Origin of the sequence: Streptomyces sp. NPDC088350, assembly GCF_044753545.1 — a bacterium.
GTDB lineage: Bacteria > Actinomycetota > Actinomycetes > Streptomycetales > Streptomycetaceae > Streptomyces.
In genome coordinates, this window is the sequence record NZ_JBIVNL010000002.1 from 315,541 (window position 1) to 335,320 (window position 19,780).

Consider the following 19,780-nt stretch of genomic DNA (forward strand, 5'->3'; position numbering starts at 1 on the left):
GCGTGACGTATGACGCAGAGCCCGGGCGCGGTCCGCGAAGGCGGAACATTAGACTCGACAAGCCCGGCAACAGCTCGATCAGCTCTACTGCAAGGAGGCACGGGTGCCGCTGCTGACCCGCATCAGGGGACCGCGCGATCTGGACCGGCTCAGCCTGGAGCAGCTGGACCAGCTGGCCGGGGAGATCCGGACCTTCCTCGTCGACGCCGTCTCCAAGACCGGCGGCCACCTCGGCCCGAACCTCGGTGTGGTCGAGCTGACCATCGCCCTGCACCGCGTCTTCGAGTCGCCGAAGGACCGGGTGCTGTGGGACACCGGCCACCAGTCCTACGTCCACAAGCTGCTCACCGGCCGCCAGGACTTCTCGAAGCTGAAGATGAAGGGCGGCCTCTCCGGCTACCCCTCGCAGGCCGAGTCCGAGCACGACGTCATCGAGAACTCGCACGCCTCGACGGTCCTCGGCTGGGCCGACGGCCTCGCCAAGGCCAACCAGGTGCTGAAACGCGACGACCACGTGGTCGCGGTGATCGGTGACGGCGCGCTGACCGGCGGTATGGCCTGGGAGGCGCTGAACAACATCGCCGACGCCAAGGACCGCCCGCTCGTCATCGTCGTCAACGACAACGAGCGCTCGTACGCACCGACCATCGGCGGCCTCGCGAACCACCTGGCGACCCTGCGGACCACCGACGGCTACGAGCGCTTCCTGGCCCGCGGCAAGGACCTCCTGGAGCGCACCCCGGTCGTGGGCAAGCCCCTCTACGAGACGCTGCACGGGGCGAAAAAGGGCCTGAAGGACTTCATCGCCCCGCAGGGCATGTTCGAGGACCTCGGCCTGAAGTACGTCGGCCCGATCGACGGCCACGACATCGAGGCGATGGAGTCCGCGCTCGCCCGCGCCAAGAGGTTCGGCGGCCCGGTGATCGTGCACGTCCTCACCGAGAAGGGCCGCGGCTACCAGCCCGCCCTCCAGGACGAGGCCGACCGCTTCCACGGCATCGGCCCCATCCACCCCGACACCGGCCTGCCGATCAAGGCCTCCGGCGCCGACTGGACCTCCGTCTTCGGCGACGAGATGGTCGCCCTCGGCCAGGAGCGCGAGGACATCGTCGCCATCACCGCGGCAATGCTCCAGCCCGTCGGCCTGAAGAAGTTCGCGGACGCCTTCCCGAACCGCATCTACGACGTCGGCATCGCCGAGCAGCACGCGGCCGTATCGGCCGCGGGCCTCGCCACGGGCGGTCTGCATCCGGTGTTCGCGGTGTACGCCACATTCCTGAATCGTGCCTTCGACCAGGTCCTGATGGATGTCGCTCTCCACAAGTGCGGTGTGACCTTCGTACTGGACCGGGCGGGCGTCACCGGTACCGACGGCGCCTCGCACAACGGCATGTGGGACATGTCGATCCTCCAGGTCGTCCCCGGGCTGCGGCTCGCCGCCCCGCGCGACGCCGAGCAGGTCCGCGCCCAGCTCCGCGAGGCCGTCCAGGTGAAGGACGCGCCGACCGTGGTCCGCTTCTCCAAGGGCGCGGTCGGCCCGGCCGTACCGGCTGTGGGCCGGATCGGCGGCATGGACGTGCTGCGCGCGCCCGGCACCGACGCCCCGGACGTCCTGCTGGTCTCCGTCGGCGCGCTGGCGCCGATGTGCCTGGAGATCGCCGCCCTCCTCGACAAGCAGGGCATCACCACCACCGTCGTCGACCCGCGCTGGGTCAAGCCCGTCGACGAGGCCATGGCCCCGCTCGCGGAGCAGCACCGGGTGGTCGTCACCGTCGAGGACAACTCCCGTGTCGGCGGCGTCGGTTCGTCGATCGCGCAGGCGTTGCGCGACGCGGGCGTGGACGTCCCGCTGCGCGACTTCGGGATCCCGCCGCGCTTCCTCGACCACGCCTCCCGCGCCGAGGTCATGACGGAGATCGGCCTCACCGCCCCGGACATCGCCCGCCAGGTCACCGGCCTGGTCTCGAAGCTGGACGGCCGGTTCGACCGCCCCACGGCGGAGGTCGACTCGGTGGAGTCCGCACGCGACTGAGGCACGGCCGCGCCGCCGGACGGGCCGCTTCCACCACTCTTTGCAGTGGTGGAAGCGGCCCGTTCGCGTGAACCCGCCCGCGTCGGGGCATACGCACATCGCCCCCTCTCGATCATGTCGAGGACGCCAAGCGTGGGAGGTACACCCGTGAGCAGCACCCTCTTCCGGACGAAGAGAGTCGAACAGTCCATCAAGGACACCGAGGAACCGGAGCACGCGCTCCGAAAGTCCCTCTCGGCCCTGGATCTGACCGTCTTCGGCGTCGGTGTCGTCATCGGCACCGGCATCTTCGTCCTCACCGGCACGGCCGCCAAGAACACCGCCGGCCCAGCGGTGGCCCTGTCCTTCGTCGTGGCCGGCGTCGTCTGTGCCCTCGCGGCGCTCTGCTACGCCGAGTTCGCCTCCACGGTCCCGGTGGCGGGCTCCGCGTACACCTTCTCGTACGCCTCCCTCGGCGAACTCCCCGCCTGGACCATCGGCTGGGACCTGGTCCTCGAACTCGCCCTCGGCACGGCGGTGGTGGCCGTCGGCTGGTCCGGGTACATCCACTCGCTGCTGGACAACGCGGGCTGGCACCTGCCCGAGGCGCTCAGCGGCCGGGACGGCGCCCACGGCTTCGGGTTCGACATCCTCGCCGCCGCGCTCGTCCTCGTCCTCACCGCGATCCTCGTCCTCGGCATGAAGCTCTCCGCGCGGGTCACCTCGGTCGTCGTCGCCATCAAGGTGGCCGTCGTCCTCGTGGTGATCGTCGCCGGCGCCTTCTTCATCAAGGGCGACAACTACAAGCCCTTCATCCCCACGTCGCAGTCGGTCGAGGCGGGCGGCAACCTCAAAGCCCCGCTGATCCAGCTGATGTTCGGCTGGGCGCCCTCCAACTTCGGCGTCATGGGCATCTTCACCGCCGCGTCCGTGGTCTTCTTCGCCTTCATCGGCTTCGACGTCGTCGCCACCGCCGCCGAGGAGACCCGCAACCCGAAGCGGGACGTGCCCCGCGGCATCCTCGGCTCACTGGTCATCTGCACCACGCTGTACGTCGCCGTCGCGGTCGTCGTGACCGGTATGCAGAAGTACAGCTCACTGTCGATCGACGCGCCGCTCGCCGACGCGTTCAAGGCCACCGGTCACCCGTGGTTCGCGGGCCTGATCAGCTTCGGCGCCGCGATCGGCCTGACAACGGTCTGCATGATTCTGTTGCTCGGCCAGGCCCGCGTGTTCTTCGCGATGAGCCGCGACGGACTGCTGCCCCGCTTCTTCTCCCACGTCCACCCGCGTTTCCGCACCCCGTACCGCCCGACCATCCTCCTCGGCGTGATCATCGCGATCGTCTCGGGCTTCACGAGCCTCAGCGAACTCGCCGAACTGGTCAACATCGGGACGCTGTTCGCCTTCATCGTGGTCGCGATCGGCGTGGTCATCCTCAGGAACAAGCGCCCCGACCTGCCCCGCGCCTTCCGCACCCCGTGGGTCCCGGCCCTCCCGATCGTCTCGGTCCTGGCCTCCCTCTGGCTGATGCTCAACCTCCCCGCCGAAACCTGGCTCCGCTTCGCCATCTGGATGGCGATCGGCTTCGTCGTCTACTTCGTCTACGGCCGCACGCACAGCCGACTCGGCCTGCAACAGGCGGCGGAGGCGGGCGCGTCCACCGCACCGCCGACCGGAAACGCCTCGTAGGCACGCCAGTTGGCCGTCCGGCCCGGTAAGTCCCGCTCCGCGAGGGGACTTACCGGGCCGACTGACGTACACGTCAGCCCCGTACGCTGCGTGGCCCCGCGACCTCCGCGCCCAACTCCGTGACCCTGCGCCGCAGTTCACGGTCCGCCGTGACCACCAGGCAACGGCGGCCGGCGGCCCCGGCGACCAGTTCGACCATGCGGTCGTCGCCGCTGCCGGGTGCCGAGTCCACTCGTACACCCGGCACGGACGCCACTCCACGGGCCGCGCCCTCCACGACGAGGACGAGGTCCACGGGGTCGGTGCGGCCGGGCAGACCGTCGCTCGCGAGCCGGTCGCGCAGGCGCTCGGCGGCACCCTTCCGGTCCCGCCACCAGCCGTCGGGCACCGAACCGACGACATTCGCGCCGTCGACGATCACGAGCAGGGGAGTGTCCTCGTCCATGGCGCAAGGGTCGCACGCGGGGCAGGGGCGCCCGGCGCGGAAGCACCCGCCCCGATTACAGTGAACCGGTGAACGGCGACTGGCTCCTCCGCGGCCGTGACGGCCGGCTCAGTGTGTATCTGCCCTCGGACGACGCCGTCCTGTGCCGGGCGGAGCGTGGCCCCGGCGGCCTCTGGAGCGCCCCGCGCACGGTGGGCGGCGACCAGAGGCTGCACCCGGGGTCGCTCGGCATCGGCCAGGGCGCGGACGGCTACGCCCACCTGGTGTCCTGGCGCCCCACGGCGGCCGGCGAGTCCGGGCTGGTCCACTCCACGCACTTCCGCCCCCGGCTCGCGGCCCTCGACTGGAGCCCGATCGGCCACCCGGACAAGAAGGGCGACCGCACCGGCGTACCGGCGGTCGCGGTCGACGCGGAGGGCCGGGCCCATGTCTTCGTGCGCAACGCGGGCGGCGGGGTGAGCATGCTGGCCCAGAAGGAGAAGGGCGGCTGGGAACCCTGGCGCGACCTCAAGGGGAGCGCCGTCCACGAGGACCTGGCCGCGGTGACGGGGGAGTCCGGCACGGTCGAGCTGTACGCGGCGGTGCCCGGCGCGATCCTGCACTGGCGCCAGGCGGAACCGGGCGGCCAACCGGTGCTGGAGGAGGCGATGGAGGCCCGCATCCGCCCCGGCACGCTCCGCGCCGTGGCCACCTCCCCGGAGAACACCACCCTCTTCTGCACGGACGACTCCGGCGACCTCTGCGCCTGGCGCCCCGGCACCAAGCCGATCACCCTCCTCCCCTCCGCGGGCCCCGGCCCGGTCTCCGCCGTCCGCTGCGAACTCGACGGCCACGACTGCACGTTGCTCGCCCAGCGCTCGGCCGGCGGCCGGGTCGCCTTCGCCGCGTACCCCACGGAGCAGGAGTCCGCGGGCGCCTGGTGGACCGAGTCGGGCCCCCAACTCCCGGTGGACGCCGAGGTCTCGCTCACCCTGGACGAGGACGGGCGGGTGGCCGCCGCGACGGTGTCGCCGTCGACCGGTCAACTCCTGGTCACGCGGCGGAAGGAGGAGGCGGGGCTGGCGTTGGAGGCGTGGCGGGAGGTCTGAGCGCTCGGCTCGTGCACACCGGTCGGCCCATGCGCAGCATCCACTGCAGGCCACCCGTGCCCGCCGTCACCGGATCGCCGAGGCCACCGGCCGTGCCGGGGTGGAAGAGCAGGGCGCTCGCCGTGTCGGCGGCGGTCGTGGTCCACAGGTCGGGCGGCCGTCGCCGTCGACGTCACCGGCGGCGACCAGCGGGCGGTGCGCCGCCGTCCAGGTGCCGCCCGCCACCGCGACGCGGGAGCCGAGGGCGCCGGTGCCCGGGTACAGCCACAGCGTGCCGGTGCTCCGGTCGCGGGCCCAGAGGTCCGGGGCGCCGTCGCCGTTCGCGTCCCCCGGGGCGAGCACGTCGAGGCCGCTCCAGTCGGCGGCGCTCAGGTGGACCGGCACGGTGGTCGCCAGGGCGGGTGCGGTGGCGGTCGGGTCGCCGGGGTACAGGCAGAGGCCGCCCGTATCACGGACCACGAGGTCGGGGACGCCGTCACCGTCAAGGTCTCCGGCGCTCGCGACATGCCAACCGGCGGGCGACAGGCCGCGGTTGCCCCCTCATGATGTCCCTGGTACCGCTGGGGGTTCCGTCCCGTCAGGACGAAGTCCCGCCCGTGGCCGGTGACTTCTTCGCCGACTCGGGAATCGTCGAGTCGGTGCGCACCGCCTTCCACAGCGTCGACGCCTGCGGCTCCGCCGCGACGACCCGGTTCGGGTCGATCTTGTCGTACGACACCGGGAGCATGATCGTCTCCATGGTGGACGGGTTGACGCCGTTCAGGCTGCGGCCGAACTCCGCGAGCTTGGTGAGGGAGGCGAGGTCGGAGTCGGTGGTCAGCGCGGCGGTGAGCTGGTCGGCGATCTTGTAGGCCTTGACCGGGCTGCCCAGCAGGTCCTGCTTCTGGATCTCCGTGAGCAGGGCCAGCATGAACTTCTGCTGGAGGCCGATCCGGCCGAGGTCGCTGCCGTCGCCGATGCCGTGCCGGGTGCGGACGAACTGGAGGGACTGGGTGCCGTTCAGCTTGTGGGTGCCCTTGGTCAGGTTCAGGCCGCTGGAGGTGTCGTGGATGTCCTGGTCGACGGTGACGGTCACGCCGCCTATCGCGTCCACCAGGTCCTTGAAGCCGGCGAAGTCGACCTCGACGTAGTGGTCCATACGGACCCCGGAGATCTGCTCGACCGTCTTCACCACGCAGGCCGGACCGACCTGGGAGTAGATGGAGTTGAACATCACGCGCTTCGCCGAGGCGACCGTGGAGCCGTTCGCCCTGGTGCACTCCGGGCGGGTCACCAGGGTGTCGCGGGGGATGCTGATCGCGACGGCCTTCTTGCGGCCCTCGGGTATGTGCATCACCAGCGCGGTGTCCGAACGGGCCCCGGACACCTTGGCGTTGTCCAGCTTCGCGTTGGCGCCGGCGCGGGAGTCCGAGCCCAGTATCAGGATGTTCTGCCCCGACGTGGGCAGTTTCTCCGGCCGGTCGTCGCCGATCGCCTTGTCGATGTCGACGTGCTTGATGTTGCCGTCGATACCGCTGTAGAGCCAGTACGCGGTACCGGCTCCGGCGAGGACCAGGACGGCCAGGGAGAGCAGGATCCAGCGGCCGGTGCGGCGCCGACGGCGCGGCGTACCGCTTCGCGAGGGGCGGTGCGTTCCGCTCGGTCTGTCGACGGCAGGGGTCGTCATCGGGTGCTGTCCTCGTCTGGTGCGTGCCGGGGCTGAAACTACTGGGGCGATCGGACAGACCGGTGACAGGCGACTTACGTTGTACTTCAGTGATCCACATCACGTTCACGTCGCCGATTCGAGGTGGCGCCGGGTGCTGTGGCCGTTCCCGCACGGACGGCGGGCCCGCTGTCCGAGCCCGGGGAGTGTAGGTGCCATGCATATGATGTGGCGAATTTCAGGTCCCCGCGTCGAGGTCGGGCACGTCTTCAGGGAGAGTCCGTCATGGTGATGCGGGGTCGTTCCGCACGTGGGGAACAGCGACGCCGTTCCCCCGCGCCCGCCGTCGCCCCGGCGTCCAGGGTGACGGGTACGGCCTCGGGTCCATGGCTGGTGCACGGCAGGGACGGCCGGCTCAGCGCGTACGCGCCGACGCGTGGAGGCCTGCTGCGCTGGACCGAGACCGACCCCGGCGGCTCCGGCTGGTCGGGGCCGGACTTCTTCGCGGTCGCCGACCTGACCCACCTCGCCGTTGTCCAAGGGGTGGACGCGTACGTCCACTTCCTTGGACGGCGGGAGCGGCGCAGGGCCGACGGGTCCGCCGACGTGGAGGTCGTCCACGCGATCCAGTACCAGTCCGGGCGGCCCGTCACCGAGTGGCGTTCGCTGGGTAATCCGCACCGGGAACCGGAGCGGGCGCGCAGGCTGGGTGTGCCGGCCGGAGCCGTGGACGCGGGCGGTGACCTGTACGTCTTCGCGCGGAACGCGGGCGGCGGCCTGATGATGCGCCGGGAGGGCAGGGGCGGCAAGTGGGAGCCCTGGGCCGACCTGAAGGGCACCGACGTCCAGGACGGGGTGACCGCGACGGCCACGTCGGACGGCCGGATCGAGGTGTTCGCCCCGGCCGGGGAGAGTGTGCTGCACTGGGCGCAGCCGGAACCCGGGGCGGTGCCGCGGCGGTCGTACGACATCCGTCCCGGAGCGCTGCCCGGCTCCGCCGCCGCGCTGGAGACCGCGCCCGGCCGGCTCACCCATGTGTGGACCGATCCGACCGGCTCCGGTCTGCTGTGCCACCGGCCCGGCGGCTGGCCGGTCGCGCTCGGCGGCACGCCCGGGGAGGGCGGCAACGCGGTGCTGCGCACCGTCCTCGACGGCTACGACTGCACGGTGATCGCGCATCGTGGCGCGTCCGGAGAGGTGCTGGTCGGTGTGTGCGGCACGGAGTCCGAGGCGTCGGGGCTGTGGTGGAGCGGCACCGCCAGGTCCTGTCTGGGCACGCCCGCCCTGGCGCACGATGCCCGGGGGCGCGTGGTGCTCGCCGTCTTCGACGCGGAAGGCGCTCTGTACGTGGGGCGGCAGACCCCGGAACCCGGACTGGTCTTCTCGGACTGGGCGCGCGCCTGACCGGTCGCCCGGTGAAGCGTCCTCACGGATGTGGCATACGCGACAGAGGTTTCGCAGAAACCGATTGCTCCTGGACAGGTCGCGCATCAGATGTAAACATTCTGTCTAATCAGTAAGACTCGGGTAAGCCGCAAGTGTGACTTCGGTAAATATTTGGTCAGATCTACTGGTTCAGCGGTGGTCGCACAGGGGGTGCGGCAGCCGGTCAGGGTGGGGAAAAGCCGCCGGGGGTCGACCCCGGCCACGACTTGGATGGTGCGGAAACAGGTGAGCCTCAACAATCCCGAGGCGAACGCGTTCGTGTCGACATATCGATCTTTGGTGCCGGTGGGGGCGCGCCGCAAGATCGTCCGGCGTCTGCCGAGTCCGCTGCGTACCTCGGTGAAGCGCTCGCTGGCCTCCGCCGACGCCGTGCGGTCCGCGGTGGTGGTCCGGGCGCTGGGCGGCGGTCGCAAGGGGAGCCGCCACACCACAGAGGGGTGGATGAGGGTCGTCCGCGTGGGTGGCCGGCACCTGCGTGCCCTGGAGGTGCCCGGAGCCACGGCCTGGGCCGCCCGGGCCCGCAACCTTCACCTCCTCGTCGCGGTCCTGGAAGAGGCCGGGATCGACTACTTCTGTGTACGGGGCACCTCGGCCAATGTGCCGTGCGTCGCGGTACCGGCCCGGCTCCGCCCGGAGCTGGAGGCCGCCCTGCGGACGGAGTGCGAGGACGGCTCCGGCCATGTCGGTACCGTCTCGCCCGGTCAGATGCGGCCCGGCGCTCTCACCGCGAGCTGGCGAGGGCTGCGCGACCAGCGGGTGCTGCGCCTGGCCTGGTACGTCTGCGACCCCTCCGGGAACCTGGTCTTCGGCCGCGAGTCCGGCTGCGACCTGGAGTTCTGGGAGGAGCGGGACGGGCAACTCGTCGCGCCGCGCGCCAACCGGGTGATGACCGAGGTCGCGGTGGACGCGGGCCGCTGCTGGACCGAACAGAAACGATTCAGTCCTGTTCCGGCCGTCTACGCCACAGGCCACGCCCGCACCCTGCCCGAGTTCGCCGCCGCGCTCCCCGACGACCACCTGTTCCCGATCGACGTGGTCTACACCTGGGTCGACGACTCCGACCCGGTGTGGAGCGCCGGCCGGGACGCGTTCCGGCGCGAGCTCGACGGCGGGCACACCGGGAACCTGCACGAACAGGCCGCGAACGACTCCCGCTTCACCAGCCGCGACGAGTTGAAGTACTCGCTGCGCTCCATCCACCAGTACGCCCCGTGGGTGCGCAACATCTTCCTCGTCACCGCGGGCCAGGTCCCCGCCTGGCTGAACACCGACTTCCCCGGCATCCGGGTGGTGGACCACCGGGAGATCTTCTCGGACCCGTACGCGCTGCCGACCTTCAACTCGCACGCCATCGAGAGCCAGCTGCACCACATCCAGGACCTCTCGGAGCACTTCCTGTACCTGAACGACGACGTGTTCTTCGGCCGCCCGGTCCAGCCCGGCCACTTCTTCCACCCCAACGGACTGACCAAGTTCTTCCAGTCCAAGGCCCTCATCCCGTCCGGCCGGGCGAGCACCGAGGACCTCCCCGTCAACGCGGCGGGCAAGAACAGCCGCGGTCTGATCGCCCAGCACTTCGGGACCGTCATCTCACAGAAGATGAAGCACACCCCGCACGCGCTGCGGCGCAGCATCCTGGCCGAGATCGAGCAGGTCTACGACAAGGCCCACCGGGTCACCCAGCACTCCCGCTTCCGCTCGCCCAGCGACGTACCCATCGCCTCCTCGCTGCACCACTACTACGCCTACCACTCGGCGCGGGCCACGGTCGGCGACATCCGCTACGTCTACGTCGACCTCGCCGACGACCTGGCCGAGCGCCGGCTCAACAGCCTGCTGGCGCGGCGCAACTTCGACACCTTCTGCATGAACGACACCGTGACCGCCGCCGACCCCGAGGCCCAGAACCGCATGGTGGAGACGTTTCTGGAGGCCTACTTCCCGGTGCTCGGCCCCTTCGAGACCGCGTCCGGCATCCCCGCACCGCGGTCCGCGCCGCGCGTCGCCGAACTGGGGCGCGTCGGCTCATGACCTCCCGCCCCCAGAGCTCCGCCGGACCAACGGGCGGAGCGGCTCGACCACGCCGTCCGCGCGCCCGCGTCCGCGCCCTGCGCGACCGGCTCATGCTCGGCGTCTTCATCCCGCTGCGCCGCCGCCGTGCCGCCCGACTGCACTACGCCGCCATCCTCGACGGCCAGACGGTGAACCTGCACGCCGGACTCCCGCCGTCCGCGGGACTGCCCGAGCGGGCCGAGATCCTGGTACGGCGCGGCCGGCGCCGCCATGCCGTCGAAGCCCGCGTCTACGAGGGCCCGGCCGGCGAGGCACTGGTCGACGCCGCCGTCCTGCTGGGCGCGGAGGTCGGCGGAGTACCCGTCACCACCGGGCGCTGGCGGCTGCGACTGCGCCTGCACACCGGGCGGAGGAAGCGCTCGCTGTCCCTGCTGCTGCTCCAGCCGCCGGTGCCCTACGAAGGTCCGACCAAGCCCATGGCGGCGTCCCCCGTGACCGGGGAACGACACCGGCTCGGTCGCTCCGTGCGCGGCAGCGCCCGGGTGATCAGCGCCGGGGTCCGGCCCGCCGCCGAGGTGACCAAGGTGCGGCTGACCCATGCCGGCGTCACCGTGGACTTCCGGGTGCTGGGCGTCACGACCGACCAGCCGTGGGCCGAGTTCCTCGCCTCCGGACGCCGGTTCGAGCAGCCCGTCACCGCGGACGGCGGCGGCGGCTTCCGGGTCGACGTACCCCTGGACCGGATGACCCCGCGCGGAGCACGGCCCGAGCACTGGGACATCGAACTGCACGACCGCGACGGCCGGTCCATGCGTCTGGGGCGCCGACTGCACGACGTACGCAACCCGTTGCGCGTCTTCGCCATGCGCAGCATCGCCATCACTCCGCAGGGCCGGCCGCCCCTGATCGTCCAACCGCGCTACACCCCCGCAGGGAATCTCCGAGTCACCTGCACGCGCATGTCCGAGGCAGGCCGAACCGACCGATGAAGATCACATTCCTGCTGACCACGGCCGACGCCGTGGGCGGCACCGAACGCGCGGTGTTCAACCAGGCGTCGGAACTCGCCGCCCGCCACGACGTGCGGGTGCTCAGCGTCTTCAAGAGCAAGCCGGCCCAGTTCTTCACCCCGGACGAGCGGGTCCGCGTCGACTATCTGGTCGACCTCACCGCACGCACCCCCCGCCCCACCCGCGCGACCACCGTGGACGACCCGGTGTGGGCCGGACTCGCCGCGCAGCCCAGCCAGATCGTCGACCGGTCGTGGGAGTCGGCATTCAACCGGCTCGCCGACCTCGAACTCGAGCTCGCCCTCCAGGACACCGACACCGACGTCCTGATCACCACCACCCCGGCACTGATGGCGCTCGCCGTGCACCTGGTCCCGGCCCACGTCATCACCGTCCACCAGGAGCACCGGGTCTCCGAACTGCGCGGCACCAGCGGCGAACCACTGCGCCGCTACGCGGCCCGGCTGGACGCGCTCGCCGTGCTCAGCGAACGCACCCGGGACTGGTTCGCCGAGACCCTGGGCGACGCGGCGCCCCGGCTGGAGGTGGTGCCCAACGCCCTGCCCAGCGGCTTCCGGCCCCGCTCGACCCTGCAGACCCGTACCGTCGTGATCGCCGGCCGGCTCGTGGCCGAGAAGCAGATCGACCATGCCGTCACCGCCTGGGCCACCGTGGCCCGCCACCACCCGGACTGGCAGTTGCGGATCTTCGGCGACGGCCCGCTCAGCGGCGCCCTGCGCCGACAGATCGACACGCTCGGACTGCACGACTGCGTCCAGCTCAACGGCAACTCCCCACACCTCGCGGAGGAGTGGGCCAAGGCCAGCATCGCCACCCTCACCTCACGCAACGAGGCCTTCGGCCTGGTCCTCGCGGAGGCGCACGCCGCAGGCGTCCCGGTGGTCTCCTACGACTCGCCCAACGGCCCCCGGGAAGTGGTCATAGACGGGCAGACCGGCGTCCTCGTCCCGCCCGGCGACACCGACGCCCTGGCCTCGGCCCTGATGTTCCTCATCCAGGACGGCGAACTGCGGCAGCGGATGGGCGCCGCGGCCCTCGCCTCCGTCAACCGGTTCGCGCCCGCCGTGGTGACCGCGCACTGGGAGCGGATCCTCCACGAACTCGTCGCCGAGCGGGACACCGGCCGCCGTGCCGTGGCCAGGGCCGAACGCCAGGCCGTGCACGCCTACTACGGCGGTGCCGAGGGCATCGTCCCCGCCGCGGTCCCCGCCCCGGCCACCACCGTGCGCACCTCCGACCAGCGGGCACTGGAGGAACGCCTGCTCAAGCGGCGCGACCTGGTGAGTGACGGCGGTCAGGTGTGCCGGCTCCTCGACTGGGAGTCCCCGTGGGACGTGGTCCAGCAGAACCTGGCCCTGGTCGCGAACGCGCTCGAAGCGGCCGACATCCCCTATCTCGTGGTCCGCGACACCCTGGTGCGGCACACCGTCGCCGTGCACGCGGTGCACCGAGAAGCCGTTTTCAAGGCCGTCGCCGAGCGCTATGCCCAGGACGCCGTCTACGCGGCCGTGCTCAACGAGGGACAGAAGACGGTGGCCACCGTCCTCGCCTCGTTCGCGGCCCCGTACGCCGACTCGCCCTCCTCGGGTCTGCGCGTGTACCAGAGCGTGGTCTCCCCGTCGCGCATCCTGCGCCTGGGCGCCGTCTACGGCTGCACCGTCTCCTTCTGGGACCATGACCCCGAGGACGGCACCCACCTGCTGGCGCCCGCCCGCACCCGTATCGGCGACCGCGTGCCCAACAGCGCCATGTACCGCGGAAACCTCACCCTGGGCGGCCGGTCGTACCCGACGATCGACCCCTTCACCCGAACCCTGCACGGCGACGTCCCCTTCCCCGTCGACGCCGTGTACACCTGGGTCGACGGCGCCGACGTCGCCTGGCTGGAGCGCAAGAACGCCGTCCTGGCCGAGCTGGGCATGGCCACGGAGGACGCGGCGACCAGCGCGGCGCGGTTCCGGGACCGCGACGAACTGCGCTACTCCCTGCGGTCCATCGACATGTACGCCCCCTGGATCCGGAACATCTACATCGTCACCGACCGGCAGGTCCCGCACTGGCTGGACCGCTCCCATCCCCGGGTACGGGTGGTGGACCACACGGAGATCTTCGGGACCGGGGGTGCGCTGCCGACGTACAACTCGCACGCCATCGAAAGCCAGTTGCACCACATCGAGGGCCTGGCCGAGCACTTCCTCTACTTCAACGACGACGTGTTCGTCGGGCGGACCGTGCAGCCGGACATGTTCTTCCTCGGCAACGGCCAGGCCAAGCACTTCATGTCGCCCACCGCCGTGCCGATGGCCGACACGTCCACCGCCGACGAGTTCAACATCAGCGCCGCGAAGAACAACCGGGCCCTGATCGAGCGGGACTTCGGGCAGACCCTGGTGCACAGCTTCCTGCACGCACCGCACCCGTTGCGGCGCGGGGTGCTCGCCGACATCGAACAGCGCTACCAGGGCGCCGTCCAGGTCACCGCGGCCAGCAGGCTGCGCAGCCACGGCGACATCTCCGTCGCCTCCTCGCTGCACCACTACTTCGGCTTCCACACCCTGCGCAGCGTGCCCGGCAGCATCTCCTGCGGATTCGTCAACGTCGGCCTCAGCGACCACGCCGCCCGGCTCAACCGGATCCTCTCCGTGCGCCCGCACGACGTGTTCTGCCTCAACGACTACCACGACGGAGACGTCCCCGAGGACGAGCAGGACGCCATCCTCGCCGCGTTCCTGCCCAGCTATTTCCCGGTGCCGAGCCAGTTCGAGACCGGATCCCCCCGCAACCAGCGGGCCCACGCGGGCTATCTGCCGGGATGGCCGCTGTGACCCCATCCGTTCCCGCCCGGAGGAGCACCACCGTGAACAGTCCCGCCTCCGTGCTGCAGATCGTGGCGCACCCCGACGACGACCTGTACTTCATGAACCCGGCCGTGTTCCAGGGGCTCAGGGCCGGCACTCGCACCACCACGGTCTGCCTCACCAACGGCGACGCCGACGGCCGCAATCCCCGGCCCGGACAGACCGGACCGGTCGCCGAGGACCGGGAAGCCTACGGCAGGGCACGGCAGAACGGTCTGAAGTCCGCGTACGCCGCCATGGTCCTCGGCGACCGTACCGCCGCCTGGAACCCGGCCGCCCTGGCCACGGCGGGCGGTGCGATCGCGGAGGCGTGCACACTGGCCGACGCCCCCTGGGTGACCCTGATCTTCCTCAACATCCGCCAGCACGGCACCCCGGAGGGGCCGCCGCGCAGCCTGCACGTGCTGTGGCGCGACGAGGTCCAGCAGGTTCCCACCCTGGTCCCCACCGGCGGCCTCGTGCCCGAGACGTACTGGTACACGCGGACCGGCCTGGTGGACACCCTGGTCCAGATCATGGACCTCGTCCGGCCGACGCTGGTGCGCACCATGGACCCGGACCCCGACCGGCTGGCGCACAACGAGACGTTTCCCCAGCGGCACGACCACGGAGACCTCTCCGACCACTGCGACCACACCGCGACCGCGCTGTTCACCTGGCTCGCGCTGGACCGCTACCACGGGCCCGCCGAGAACCGGACCTTCGCCGTCGAGTCGTACCGCGGCTACTACAACGAACGCTGGCCGCACAACCTCAGCCCCCGGGCCGTCTCGCTGAAGGACTACTTCCTCAACGTCTACGGCGCGGCCGACGGATACGACAGCGGCGACCCGGCCGGCAGCGGGGACTACGCCCTGGCGTTCACCTCGCGGCGGACGGGCTGGGTGCAGAGCACCGCCCCGCGCCATCCGGCCGGCGCCAACTGGCTGCTCGCCGACCGGCGGGGCCGGCTGGCCGCCTTCGCGGTCGTCAACCAGCAGGCCGCGGTCTGGCTGGAGGCGCAGCCGGGGTCCGACCAGTGGCGTGGCCCCTTCTTCCTCGGCGGTGGCCCGCTGGCACCGGGCCTCGCCGTGAACCTCACACCGGACGGCCGCTGGCAGGTCTTCGCCGAACGTCTCTCCCACCTGGCCGCCGACGACGGGCACGCCCGGGAGATCGTGCTGCTCGAACAGGCCGAACCCGACGGTGTGTTCCCCGGCTGGGTCACGCTGGGCAACCCCTCCGCGGGTATCCCGCACCGCGACCGCCACCTCGGCGGCCCGGTCGTGACCAGGGACGGCAAGGGCCGGCTGCACCTCTTCGCGCGCAACGCGGGGCAGGGACTGCACACCCGCGTCCAGGAGACCGACGGATCCTGGAGCGAATGGACCGATCTGCGCGGGCACGACCTGCAGGAGGGGCTCACCGCGCTCACCGCGGCCAACGGCCACGTCGAGGTCTTCGCGGCCAGCCGCGACGGTGTCTTCCACTGGGCCCAGAACTCCCTCGACGAACCGCTCACCAGGGCGCCCCGGTTCCGGCTGAGCGTGCCGGCCGGGCCGGTCGCAGGCGTCGTACAGCCGGGCGGTCAGGTCATGACCGTCTACCGGCAGCCGGAGACGGGCCGCCTGCTCATGGCACAGGAGGACGCTCCCGGTGGCCGATGGGCCAAGCCGGCCGCGACCGTCGGTGGCCCCGGCGGCTTCGGCGCGATCGCGTTGGCGGCGTCGCCCGCGCCCGAGACCGGCACGCTCCTCGTCACCCGTGGAGACCTCGGCGGGGTCGCCTGTCGCTTTCTTCCGGGCGACGAGCCCTGGCGGGAGCTGCCCACGACGGCCCTGGGCGGTGTGATCACCGGAGCACCCGCTGCCGCCTTCGACGCGCTGGGCCGGGCCACCATCGCGGTCCTGGGCCCCGACGCACGACTTGCCCTTTCCCGCCAAGTGGCCCCCGGATCAACGGAGTTCGGGCCGTGGCAGGTGGTCGGCTGAGACCGTGCCGACCACCGTGAGAACGACGGAGGGCCCCCGCCCGAAAGCGGAGGCCCCCATCAAGTCACGTCCGTACGACGGTCGTTACGCCGGAACGCTCGCCAGACCCGGCGCCAGGAACGCCTTCCCGTTCACCCGCTCCGACACACCCTCCCGGTCCAGGTACGGCGTGATGCCGCCCAGGTGGAAGGGCCAGCCGGCGCCCGTGATCAGGCACAGGTCGATGTCCTGCGCCTCGGCGACGACACCCTCGTCGAGCATCAGGCCGATCTCCTGCGCCACCGCGTCCAGGACCCGGTCGCGGACCTGCTCCTCGGTCAGCACGGAGTCGCCCTGCTGGAGCAACGCGGCGACCTCGGGGTCGAGTTCGGGCTTGAAGCCGTTCTCGGCGGAGTAGACGTAGAAGCCGCGCTTGCCCGCCTTGACGACGGCCGCGAGGTTCGGGGAGACCGTGAAGCGGTCCGGGAAGGCCCGGTTGAGGGTCTCCGAGACGTGCAGCCCGATGGCCGGACCGACCAACTCCAGCAGGACCAGCGGGGACATGGGCAGGCCGAGCGGCTCGACCGCCTTCTCCGCGACCGCCACCGGCGTGCCCTCGTCGATGACGTTCTGGATCTCGCCCATGAAGCGGGTGAGGATGCGGTTGACGACGAACGCCGGGGCGTCCTTCACCAACACGGCGGTCTTCTTCAGCTTCTTGGCCACCGCGAACGCGGTCGCGAGCGAGGCGTCGTCCGTCTGCTCGCCGCGCACGATCTCCAACAGGGGCAGAATCGCTACGGGGTTGAAGAAGTGGAAGCCCACGACCCGCTCGGGGTTCTTGAGCTTCGACGCCATCTCGCTCACCGACAGCGAGGAGGTGTTCGTGGCGAGGATCGCGTGCGCCGGGGCGACCGCCTCGACCTCCGCGAACACCTGCTGCTTGACGCCGATCTCCTCGAAGACGGCCTCGATGATGAAGTCGGCGTCGGAGAAGCCCTCGGCCTTGTCCAGGACGCCGGTCACCAGGGCCTTGAGGCGGTTGGCCTTGTCCTGGTTCACCCGGCCCTTGCTCAGCAGCTTCTCGATCTCGGCGTGGACGTAGCCCACACCCTTGTCGACGCGCTCCTGGTCGATGTCCGTGAGGACGACCGGCACTTCGAGACGGCGCAGGAAGAGCAGGGCGAGCTGCGAGGCCATCAGACCCGCGCCGACCACACCCACCTTGGTGACCGGACGCGCGAGCGACTTGTCGGGGGCGCCCGCCGGACGCTTGCCGCGCTTCTGGACGAGGTTGAACGCGTAGATACCGGCGCGGAGTTCGCCACCCATGATGAGGTCGGCGAGGGCCAGGTCCTCGGCGTCGTAGCCCTGCTGGAGGTCGCCGTTCTTCGCGGCCTCGACGATGTCGAGCGCGCGGTAGGCGGCCGGAGCCGCGCCGTGCACCTTGGAGTCCGCGACGAAACGGCCCTTGGCGACGGCCTGGTCCCAGGCCTCGCCGCGGTCGATCGCCGGACGCTCGACCTTGATCTCGCCCTTGAGGACGTTCGCCGTCCAGATCAGCGACTGCTCCAGGAAGTCCGCGCCCTCGAAGAGCGCGTCCGCGATCCCGAGGTCGAAGACCTGCTGGCCCTTGAGCTGCTTGTTCTGGTTGAGGCTGTTCTCGATGATCACCGAGACGGCCTTCTCCGCGCCGATCAGGTTCGGCAGCAGCGTGCAGCCGCCCCAGCCGGGGACGAGGCCGAGGAAGACCTCGGGCAGCGAGAAGGCCGCGATGTGCTTCGACACCGTGCGGTACTCGCAGTGCAGACCGACCTCGACACCGCCGCCCATGGCCGCGCCGTTGTAGTACGTGAAGGTCGGTACCGCGATGTCCGCGAGGCGCTTGAAGACCTCGTGGCCGCCCTTGCCGATGGCGAGCGCGTCGTCGTGGTTCTTGAGGAGCTCTACGCCCTTCAGGTCCGCGCCGACGGCGAACACGAACGGCTTGCCGGTGATGCCGACACCGACGATCTCGCCGGCCGCCGCCTCCTTCTCGACCTGGTCGATGGCGGTGCTCAGGTTCGCCAGCGAGGCCGGGCCGAAGGTGGTCGGCTTGGTGTGGTCGAAGCCGTTGTCCAGCGTGATCAGCGCGAACCGCCCAGCGCCGTACGGCAGTTCGAGGTGGCGGACGTGCGCGGACGTCACGACCTCGTCCGGGAACAGCTCGGCCGCACCCTTCAGAAGCTCGGTGGTGGTGCTCACTTGTCCCCCTCGAAGTGCGGGTTCTCCCAGATGACCGTGGCGCCCATGCCGAAGCCGACGCACATCGTCGTCAGGCCGTAGCGGACGTGCGGCTGCTCCTCGAACTGGCGGGCCAGCTGCGTCATCAGGCGCACGCCCGAGGAGGCCAGCGGGTGACCGAAGGCGATCGCGCCGCCGTACTGGTTGACGCGCTCGTCGTCGTCCGCGATGCCGTAGTGCTCCAGGAAGGCCAGCACCTGGACGGCGAAGGCCTCGTTGATCTCGAAGAGGTTGATGTCCTCGATGGACAGGCCCGCCTTGGCGAGCGCCTTCTCCGTCGCCGGGATCGGGCCGTAGCCCATGACCTCCGGCTCGACGCCCGCGAAGGCGTACGAGACGAGGCGCATCTTCACCGGCAGGTTGTTCTCGCGGGCGAAGTCCTCGCTCGCGATGATCGACGCGGTGGCACCGTCGTTGAGCCCGGCCGCGTTGCCCGCGGTGACCCGCCCGTGCACCCGGAACGGCGTCTTCAGCCCGGCCAGGTTCTCCAGGGTCGTACCCGGACGCATCGGCTCGTCGGCGGTGACGAGACCCCAACCGGTCTCGCCCACCTGCTCGTTGGTGTTGCGCACCGAGATCGGCACCAGGTCCTGCTGGATCTTGCCGTTGGCGTACGCCTTGGCGGCCTTCTCCTGCGAGCGCACGGCGTACTCGTCGGCGCGCTGCTTGGTGATCGTCGGGTAGCGGTCGTGCAGGTTCTCCGCCGTCATGCCCATGAACAGCGCGGAGTCGTCGACCAGCTTCTCGCTCACGAACCGCGGGTTCGGGTCCACGCCCTCGCCCATCGGGTGGCGGCCCATGTGCTCGACACCGCCGGCGATGACGGCGTCGTACGCACCGAAGGCGATGGAGCCCGCGGTGGTCGTGACGGCGGTCAGCGCGCCCGCGCACATGCGGTCGATGGAGTAACCGGGCACCGACTGCGGCAGCCCGGCGAGAATGCCCGCGGTCCGCCCCAGGGTCAGCCCCTGGTCACCGATCTGCGTGGTCGCGGCGATCGCGACCTCGTCGATCTTCGCGGGGTCGAGACCGGGGTTGCGGCGCAGCAGCTCCCGGATCGCCTTCACGACGAGGTCGTCGGCCCGGGTCTCGTGGTAGATGCCCTTCGGGCCCGCCTTGCCGAACGGGGTACGGACGCCGTCTACGAAGACGACATCCCTGACGGTACGAGGCACGATTGGCTCTCCTCCAGGGTGCGGGATCGGCACTGCCGCGATGCGCTGAGCGCGCGCTCAGGAACCATGCTACTTGTGGGTAACCAAGCTGCCCAGTCCCGGGGCCCCAAGCGGCGAACGTCACATCGCCACGTCACGGATCTT

At 70.9% G+C, this 19,780-nt stretch carries 13 protein-coding genes; 8 read left to right on the plus strand and 5 right to left on the minus strand.

Annotation, left to right across the window (positions count from 1 at the left end; genetic code table 11):
- The first annotated feature begins 103 nt into the window (after nucleotides 1-103).
- Nucleotides 104-2,032, plus strand: coding sequence for a 1-deoxy-D-xylulose-5-phosphate synthase (gene dxs, locus ACIQBL_RS06695; protein WP_401937597.1), 1,929 nt, complete (start codon nucleotides 104-106; stop codon nucleotides 2,030-2,032).
- Between the two features lie 147 nt (nucleotides 2,033-2,179).
- A complete protein-coding gene (locus ACIQBL_RS06700) occupies nucleotides 2,180-3,703 on the plus strand; it encodes an amino acid permease (protein WP_401937600.1) in 1,524 nt (507 codons plus the stop codon).
- A gap of 73 nt (nucleotides 3,704-3,776) precedes the next feature.
- Here the strand turns inward: ACIQBL_RS06700 and ACIQBL_RS06705 are convergent, their stop codons facing one another.
- Nucleotides 3,777-4,148 carry an NTP pyrophosphohydrolase gene (locus ACIQBL_RS06705; protein ID WP_401937603.1) on the minus strand — a complete coding sequence of 124 codons (372 nt, stop codon included), beginning with the start codon at nucleotides 4,146-4,148 and terminating at the stop codon, nucleotides 3,777-3,779.
- Nucleotides 4,149-4,216: 68 nt separating this feature from the next.
- On the opposite strand from ACIQBL_RS06705, the gene ACIQBL_RS06710 reads away from it, so the two are divergent.
- On the plus strand, nucleotides 4,217-5,236 hold the full coding sequence (locus ACIQBL_RS06710) for a hypothetical protein (protein ID WP_401937605.1): 1,020 nt from the start codon (nucleotides 4,217-4,219) through the stop codon (nucleotides 5,234-5,236).
- 66 nt (nucleotides 5,237-5,302) lie between these two features.
- On the opposite strand, the gene ACIQBL_RS06715 is transcribed toward ACIQBL_RS06710, so the two are convergent.
- Complete coding sequence (locus ACIQBL_RS06715; protein ID WP_401938899.1) at nucleotides 5,303-5,761, minus strand: FG-GAP repeat domain-containing protein; 459 nt, start codon at nucleotides 5,759-5,761, stop codon at nucleotides 5,303-5,305.
- Nucleotides 5,762-5,813: 52 nt separating this feature from the next.
- Complete coding sequence (locus tag ACIQBL_RS06720) at nucleotides 5,814-6,902, minus strand: LCP family protein (RefSeq protein ID WP_401937607.1); 1,089 nt, start codon at nucleotides 6,900-6,902, stop codon at nucleotides 5,814-5,816.
- A gap of 270 nt (nucleotides 6,903-7,172) precedes the next feature.
- Between ACIQBL_RS06720 and ACIQBL_RS06725 the strand changes: the two genes are divergently transcribed.
- The 5 genes from ACIQBL_RS06725 to ACIQBL_RS06745 all read left to right on the plus strand — a co-directional run bounded on the left by ACIQBL_RS06725 (nucleotide 7,173) and on the right by ACIQBL_RS06745 (nucleotide 16,199).
- Nucleotides 7,173-8,285: a hypothetical protein gene (locus ACIQBL_RS06725; RefSeq protein WP_401938902.1), complete on the plus strand. Its 1,113-nt coding sequence runs from the start codon at nucleotides 7,173-7,175 to the stop codon at nucleotides 8,283-8,285.
- A 252-nt stretch (nucleotides 8,286-8,537) separates the two neighbouring features.
- Entirely contained in the window at nucleotides 8,538-10,358 is a 1,821-nt protein-coding gene (locus ACIQBL_RS06730; RefSeq protein ID WP_401937609.1) for a stealth family protein, read from the plus strand.
- Entirely contained in the window at nucleotides 10,355-11,329 is a 975-nt protein-coding gene (locus tag ACIQBL_RS06735; protein ID WP_401937611.1) for a hypothetical protein, read from the plus strand. The genes ACIQBL_RS06730 and ACIQBL_RS06735 overlap by 4 nt, the downstream gene beginning before the upstream one ends.
- Entirely contained in the window at nucleotides 11,326-14,196 is a 2,871-nt protein-coding gene (locus ACIQBL_RS06740) for a stealth conserved region 3 domain-containing protein (protein ID WP_401937614.1), read from the plus strand. The genes ACIQBL_RS06735 and ACIQBL_RS06740 overlap by 4 nt, the downstream gene beginning before the upstream one ends.
- 32 nt (nucleotides 14,197-14,228) lie before the next feature.
- Nucleotides 14,229-16,199: a PIG-L family deacetylase gene (locus ACIQBL_RS06745; protein ID WP_401937617.1), complete on the plus strand. Its 1,971-nt coding sequence runs from the start codon at nucleotides 14,229-14,231 to the stop codon at nucleotides 16,197-16,199.
- 84 nt (nucleotides 16,200-16,283) lie between these two features.
- On the opposite strand, the gene ACIQBL_RS06750 is transcribed toward ACIQBL_RS06745, so the two are convergent.
- On the minus strand, nucleotides 16,284-18,422 hold the full coding sequence (locus ACIQBL_RS06750; RefSeq protein WP_401937620.1) for a 3-hydroxyacyl-CoA dehydrogenase NAD-binding domain-containing protein: 2,139 nt from the start codon (nucleotides 18,420-18,422) through the stop codon (nucleotides 16,284-16,286).
- Nucleotides 18,419-19,636, minus strand: a complete 1,218-nt coding sequence (locus tag ACIQBL_RS06755) for a thiolase family protein (RefSeq protein WP_401937623.1) — start codon at nucleotides 19,634-19,636, stop codon at nucleotides 18,419-18,421. Before ACIQBL_RS06755 ends, ACIQBL_RS06750 begins: the two co-directional genes overlap by 4 nt.
- Between the last annotated feature and the right edge of the window lie 144 nt (nucleotides 19,637-19,780).